Genomic DNA, 6,000 nt, shown 5'->3' on the forward strand with positions numbered 1-6,000 from the left:
CGGTTGCGAGAGCAGCCGCAGGGCCGGACTTGGTGGATCCAACGCGGCACCGGGGACAGACACGGCAAAGCTCCTGGTAATCAGCGGGTGTTCCTGGTCGTCACCCCGTCTGGCAGGAGCTTCATCGCTGCGTACCGCTTGGGCGCCTCACCTTGGAGGCGGCCCCGTGCGTGAGCCGTCTCCTGCGGTCGGCGGGATCAGCAGGGGAAGGTGCCGCTGTAGATGGCGTGTCCGTAGGAGGAGCTTCCGGAGCCGAAGCCGTAGATGCCGTCGTCGCTCCAGACCGCGTCGCGGAAGCCGTTGACGCAGGTCGACGTCGGCGCGATCGCGAACCCCTCCAGGTTGTCGGTCGGCATGACGGCCGGGTTCGTGTAGGTGACGTCCGGAACGATCGCGCCGCTGGCGTTGATCTTCATGAAGGTGTGCGTCTCGCCGCAGGTGTTGTCGCAGCTGGCGATGATGCGCTGGGTTCCGGCGTCGAACGACACGTCCATCACGGAGACTTCTCCGGTCGCGATCGTGCCGAACGTGGTGAAGGTGCCGTCGGAGTTCAGGTCCTCGTCCTCCGTCACGAGCCCCGGTCGAACTCGCCCGCCGCCGCCCGCACATCCACCCCACCCGTCATACGGCGATGATGCCCGGGCCGACGGCAACGGCGAGTGTCGGCAGCAAGGTTGAACAAGTTGTGCCATCAGCGATGTCATCGCCGCCCGGCGTCACTCCGGAGGTCGTTAGTGTTGCCCCATGAGCGCATTGGACACGGCCGAGCTCGAGACCATGATCGAAGAGGCGACTGTCGACGCCTACAACGAGGACGAGCAGCTGACCGGTCTGTTCACCCTGCTTGAGGAGCATCTCGACCTGCCCTTCACCACCGTGGTTCTCGGTGTCGAGGTGACCGTGGGCGGCGTCGACCTCACGCCGGACGGAAGGATCGTCGCCCTGTGCTCTCGCGGCGGCATGGGGCAATCGATCGGAATTCTGGATCTGCCTTTGCCCAGCCCGGTGCCCGAGGGCGCGCAGTGGATGGCCTACCGTCAACGGGCCGGTTGAGCCGGGCACCTCGTACGTACGCTGGAACCGGTTTGTGGAAGGGCTGAACATGGCTGATGCCGAACAGGGCACGCACCAGGAAGTCGGCGAACGGTCGCTGAGCGACCTCATCGAGCGCAGTGCCGAGTTGAAGGAGCAACTGGTCGCCTTCGGGCAGAGTTCCCGCTTCGACCGGTGGTTGACGCCCCTCCTGCTGGAGGCCGCAGGGCCTGAGCGGCAGCTGGACGAGGGCGAGGCGATCCGGATCGTCGACCACTTCATCCTGCGGTACCGCCTGCCGGACGGTTCGACCGTGGTGGACCGGTTCGTCGCCGGGCGGAAGGACTTGACCGCGGTCGACCAGGAGATGCTGCTCGGCTGGCGCGACCCGGTCGAGGGCATCTTCGAGATCCAGCGCATGGAAACGGATGCCGTCGTTCTGCTGAACCTGGTCGACGACCTGGAGTACCGCACGTACTCGAATGTCGGGCGGGCGGCGTTCCGAGGAGTGTCCAACGGGGACTTCCTTCACACCTGTCTGGTACCGGTTCACTCGGCCGACGGGGCGTGGCTGGTGTCCGGGGTGATGTCGAGCTACCCCAAGTCGAGCGCGACCGAGATCGCCCAGGCCGCTCTCCAACTGGCCACCAGCCGACCCGAACTGGTCTTCCGCAACCCCCAGAAGATCGAGCAGGGGTGGCAGGCGATGCGGGAGGACCGGGCCGCGTTCGTCCAGTTCTGCGGCGGCGACGAACTGGCGCTTCCGCCTGCCGAAGCCGAGGACCTCCTCAACGCCTACTACCGCCACCGCCAAGAGCCCGCCGTCGCCCGACAGCCAGACCGCGCCCGAGGCAGGCGCCTGCCCGGCCTGGACCTGCCCTTCTTCGAGTTGCCGACGGAACTGGCGGGCTCGGACACCATCGGTGTCATCTACGACCAGGTCGACGGGCTCAACTTCTACGCGGACTACGGAATGCTCCAGGACCTCTTCGGGGACCCGGCACTCGGGGGCCGCAGGCAGTACCAGGACCTGCTGCGCACATACCTGCGCGAGGAGTCGATCGGGCCGCTGCCGTTTCGCCGGCTGGCTGCCGCCCACCCGGAGACCGTCGACGCGGTGTTCCGAAAGGCGCTGCGCAAGCCCGGATTCACCTGGAGCGAGCACGGCGAGGCGCTGCTGCGCCGACGCAAGCCCTGGTACTACGCGAACGAGCCCCGGCCTGCTGTCTCCGTCATCGGCGACCGCCTCAGTGCGCTGGCCGCCGGCCGTCGACAGTCACCGTTCACACGGCCGTGACTGCGGCGCAACACCGGTCGGTGCAGAGGATGAGGCAAGAGGCGCTGCCGGTCTTCCGGGGGCGGGCCGGTCCATGAGACGGCTGCCGGTGCGGGGCTCCCGAGCCGGCCCGGGACCCTGGCTGTGGTTCGCGTCACCAGGTGATCGTGCGGGCGTCGCGTCGGCGATCGCCGGGCCTTGGGACGACATCTGCACGCTGCTGACCGTGCCGAGGACGCAGACCTGCACCTGCGTCTGCTTGTCACGCACAGGCGCATCGCCCCTGATGGTGCGATGCGCCGGGCGGGGCCGGGGCCGTGAGCATGCCGCTCTCGACGGGTGCTCCGTTCGCGGTCCACAGCACGGACTCCGGTGCGACCGTCACCGGCGTCTCGTGGTTGCCGACGCCCTCCGCGACGAGGCGGCGGTGCAGTCCCGGGAAGACCTTCAGGCCACCGTCGGTCGACGCCGCACCCGGCGCGGGCTTTTCCGCGTCGTGTGGGTGACCTGGCCGCAGGCGCAAGCGTGCGCGGGTCCCCAAGAAGTCGAACCCGCCCGACACGTGCACCACCTGCGTCTTCGCCTCGGAGTGACGAAGACCGAGCGGTTGCAGCACGTCGGCGATGTCCTCGCGTAGCGCTTCGACGTCATCGCGTTTGCCGTCGGTCAGGACGACGAAGTCGTCCGCGTAGCGGACGATTCGCCAGTTCGGACGTCCGGCAGCTGCCTTGGTTGTGGTTGCTCGTGCCCACGCGACGGAGCCGCACATCGATACAGCCCCGCGTCCCTTCGGGGCGCGAGCTTGTAGAAACGTGTGGGTTACATCAATAACCCATGGGCCGTAACCGGTCATTGGGAGGCTTCCCCGGTCTTCATTCAAGATCGAAAGGGGAGCCCAGTCATGGCACAGCCTCAGGTCGGGCCGGGAACGAGTCGCCGAGCGTTCCTGCGCCGCGTCGGTGTCGCCGGTGGCGCCGGAGCCATGTTCGCCACCATGGGGGCCCTCGGCCTCGCGCCCACGGCCGCCTACGCGGCGGAGAAGGAGGCGCCCTTCCAGGCGCCGCGCCGCAGCGACTTCACCCTTCAGGGACGCGGCGGCAAGCCCGCCAGAGTGGTCGTCATCGGAGGCGGCATCGCGGGTCTCACCTCCGCTTACGAGCTGGGGAAGGCCGGCTACGACTGTACGATCCTCGAGGCTCGGGACCGCGTCGGTGGCCGAAACCTCAGCATCCGCGGCGGCGACAGCCTCACGGACATCAACGGCGTCAGCCAGACGGCCCGCTTCAGCAAGGGCCAGTACATGAACGCGGGGCCGGCCCGCCTCGCCCAGTGGATGGTCACCCTCGACTACTGCCGCGAACTCGGCGTACCGATCGAGGTCTTCACCAACACCAATGCCAGCGCGCTCATCTACAACCCGGGCAAGGGCATGACGAAGCCGGTCCAGTACCGGACCGCGAAGGCCGACGTGTACGGCTACGTCTCCGAGCTGCTCTCCAAGGCGACCAACGCCGGTGCTCTCGACGGCGAGTTGACGGCCGACGACAAGGAGCGGCTGCTCACCTTCCTCAAGAGCTACGGCTCCCTCGGCGCCGACTACACGTACACCGGCACCGAACACCGCGGGTTCACCGTCGACCCCGGCGCCTCCGGCATGCCCGGCGAGGAACTCGGCGATGTTCCGTCGCTGTCGGACGTCTTCGCCTCCAACGTGGGCCGCTACTTCTCCTTCGAATTCGGTTACGACCAGGCGATGCTGATGTTCCAGCCGGTCGGCGGCATGGACCAGATACCCAAGGCATTCGCGCGCGCCATCGGACACGAGAAGATCCGCACCGGCGCGGCCGTGACCGACATCAAGAACACCACGGACGGTGTGGTCGTCACCTACACCCAGGACGGCCGTACCCGGGCGGTCGAGGCCGACTACTGCATCGCCACCCTGGCACCGCACATCCTCGCCAAGACCCCGCACAACCTCGGCACCGAGGTGCAGACCGCGCTCCTCGCCGTGAAGCCCTCCAACGCCTCCAAGATCGGCCTCGAGTACAAGAGCCGCTGGTGGGAGAAGGACTTCAAGATCTTCGGCGGTATCACCGAGACCGACATGGACCTGGACCACATCTGGTACCCGTCCTACGGCCACCTCGGCGACCGTGGCCTGATCATCGGCTACTACAACACCGGTGCCCACTCGGACGTGTACTCGGCGCTCACCCCGGCCGAACGGCTGGAGCGTGCCGTCGCGCAGGGCGTCATGATCCACGGCGACAAGTACCGTACCGAGCTGGCTGCTTCCTTCTCCCATCAGTGGAAGCTCGCCCCGTACCTCGAGGGGGCCTGGCACTCGATGCCCGGAGGCCCCGACGCGCCGGCGTACGCGCCGCTCAACACGGCGCAGGGCAATGTGTACTTCGCCGGTGACTACCTGAGCTACTTGGACGCCTGGCAGCACGGGGCGATCTCCTCGGCACGCAAGATCGTCACGGAGCTCCACGCGCGCGTGCTCGCCTCCTGACACCGCGTGTGACCCCACCGGTTCAGTCCCGCCCGAGTCACACTCGGGCGGCCCCCAGGACGGCCCCCGGGGGAGTGGGAATGTCCCGCTCCCCGGGGCGTTGATCGAGGGGAACACGAGGACGAGCGGTCACAGTGTTTGATCCGCAGCGGAGATCGCGAAGGATTCAGGGGATGAGGTGCGTCCCCGCATCGAGCCACCGGACTCCCAGCTGGTCTCGTCCAACCGGCAGTCGTCGAGGTGCATGGCGAATGTCGTCCCGAAGTGGTCCGGCCGGTCATCGGACGGTGCGAGTCTCCGCCGCTACGCCGCACGCGACGGAGCAGCTCCGCGCAGGAACACGGCGCTGGTGACGACACCGAGCAGCACGAGGGCGGCGTTCACCGCGACCGCGACCTTCACGCCACCGAGGATGGCCGCAGCGCCGGAGACTGCTTCTCTGCACTTCGTCAAGCGAGGTGATCGCGGTTGGGCGTGGCCCTTTGAAAGGACTGTGGAGCGGCGCCTGACCGGCCCCGGCAGTACGCCCATGTACCGGCGCAAGGCGCTCCCGCGTAGCTCGGGCGGCCGCTGGATTTCGGCGATGCATGCGGGCGGGTTGCCCGGCCGCCTGGTGGTCGTCGGGGTGCGCTCAGTGCTGCGGACTGAGGCGTTACTGACTTCGGCTCGTCAGGGTGAACTTTCTTGAAGTCCCTGATGGGCCCGGAGCGGTGGCTGTATCCCGTGGTGTGTGAGGTATGGGGATGGGGGCGGGCTGTCTGCTGCGGGACGACGGCGCCGGGAGACGGTACGGATGCAGGCGGCTGAGCTGTTCGAGCAGAAGGTCAAGCCGCCGGAGGTCGCACGGCGCCTGCGGGTGAGCCGGAAGTCGGCCTACCAGTGGCACCAGCTGTGGCGGGACGGTGGTGTGCAGGCGCTGGCCTCCCGTGGCCCGAGTGGATCGCGATGCCGTCTGTCCCCGCGCTGCCTGGAGAAACTGGCCGCGTATCTCGAGCAGGGCCCGGCCGCGCACGGCTGGGTGGAGGATCAGGTGTGGACCGCCGCGAGGGTGGCCACGTTGATCGGGAGGAAGTTCCACGTCTCCTAATCCGTGGGTAAGGACGGTTCGCCAGATCGGGCACAGAGGCGAGCCGTTCGAGAATGCCGGGCCCGTGGCTTCTGGTTCCATCCAGGC

Annotated in this window: 5 protein-coding genes and 1 pseudogene; 4 read left to right on the forward strand and 2 right to left on the reverse strand. The window is 67.9% G+C overall.

Annotation, left to right across the window (positions count from 1 at the left end; translation table 11 throughout):
* Positions 1-197 precede the first annotated feature (197 nt).
* Entirely contained in the window at positions 198-572 is a 375-nt protein-coding gene (locus AB0N14_RS36115; protein ID WP_366029934.1) for a hypothetical protein, read from the reverse strand.
* A 172-nt stretch (positions 573-744) separates the two neighbouring features.
* On the opposite strand from AB0N14_RS36115, the gene AB0N14_RS36120 reads away from it, so the two are divergent.
* Together AB0N14_RS36120 and AB0N14_RS36125 are read left to right on the forward strand one after the other, a co-directional pair.
* Entirely contained in the window at positions 745-1,053 is a 309-nt protein-coding gene (locus AB0N14_RS36120) for a calcium-binding protein (RefSeq protein ID WP_366029935.1), read from the forward strand.
* Between the two features lie 49 nt (positions 1,054-1,102).
* Positions 1,103-2,329, forward strand: coding sequence for a hypothetical protein (locus tag AB0N14_RS36125; RefSeq protein WP_366029936.1), 1,227 nt, complete (start codon positions 1,103-1,105; stop codon positions 2,327-2,329).
* 241 nt (positions 2,330-2,570) lie between these two features.
* Here AB0N14_RS36125 and AB0N14_RS36130 read toward each other — a convergent pair whose 3' ends face one another.
* Entirely contained in the window at positions 2,571-3,077 is a 507-nt protein-coding gene (locus AB0N14_RS36130; RefSeq protein WP_366029937.1) for a reverse transcriptase domain-containing protein, read from the reverse strand.
* 132 nt (positions 3,078-3,209) lie between these two features.
* On the opposite strand from AB0N14_RS36130, the gene AB0N14_RS36135 reads away from it, so the two are divergent.
* Positions 3,210-4,826 (forward strand): flavin monoamine oxidase family protein, encoded by a 1,617-nt coding sequence (locus AB0N14_RS36135; RefSeq protein ID WP_366029938.1) that lies wholly within the window; start codon positions 3,210-3,212, stop codon positions 4,824-4,826.
* Between the two features lie 754 nt (positions 4,827-5,580).
* Positions 5,581-5,910, forward strand: a pseudogene (locus tag AB0N14_RS36140) (helix-turn-helix domain-containing protein); the annotation flags it as partial.
* Positions 5,911-6,000: the final 90 nt, after the last annotated feature.

It is taken from the genome of Streptomyces sp. NPDC051104 (genome assembly GCF_040682835.1).
GTDB classification, from domain to species: Bacteria; Actinomycetota; Actinomycetes; order Streptomycetales; family Streptomycetaceae; genus Streptomyces; species Streptomyces cynarae.

What these genes read in the sequence shown, in the direction of transcription:
- AB0N14_RS36125 (WP_366029936.1), top strand. Translation starts at nt 1,103, where the DNA reads ATGGCTGATGCCGAACAGGGCACGCACCAGGAAGTCGGCGAACGGTCG.
- AB0N14_RS36135 (WP_366029938.1), top strand. Translation starts at nt 3,210, where the DNA reads ATGGCACAGCCTCAGGTCGGGCCGGGAACGAGTCGCCGAGCGTTCCTG.
- AB0N14_RS36120 (WP_366029935.1), top strand. Translation starts at nt 745, where the DNA reads ATGAGCGCATTGGACACGGCCGAGCTCGAGACCATGATCGAAGAGGCG.
- AB0N14_RS36130 (WP_366029937.1), bottom strand. Translation starts at nt 3,077, where the DNA reads ATGTGCGGCTCCGTCGCGTGGGCACGAGCAACCACAACCAAGGCAGCT.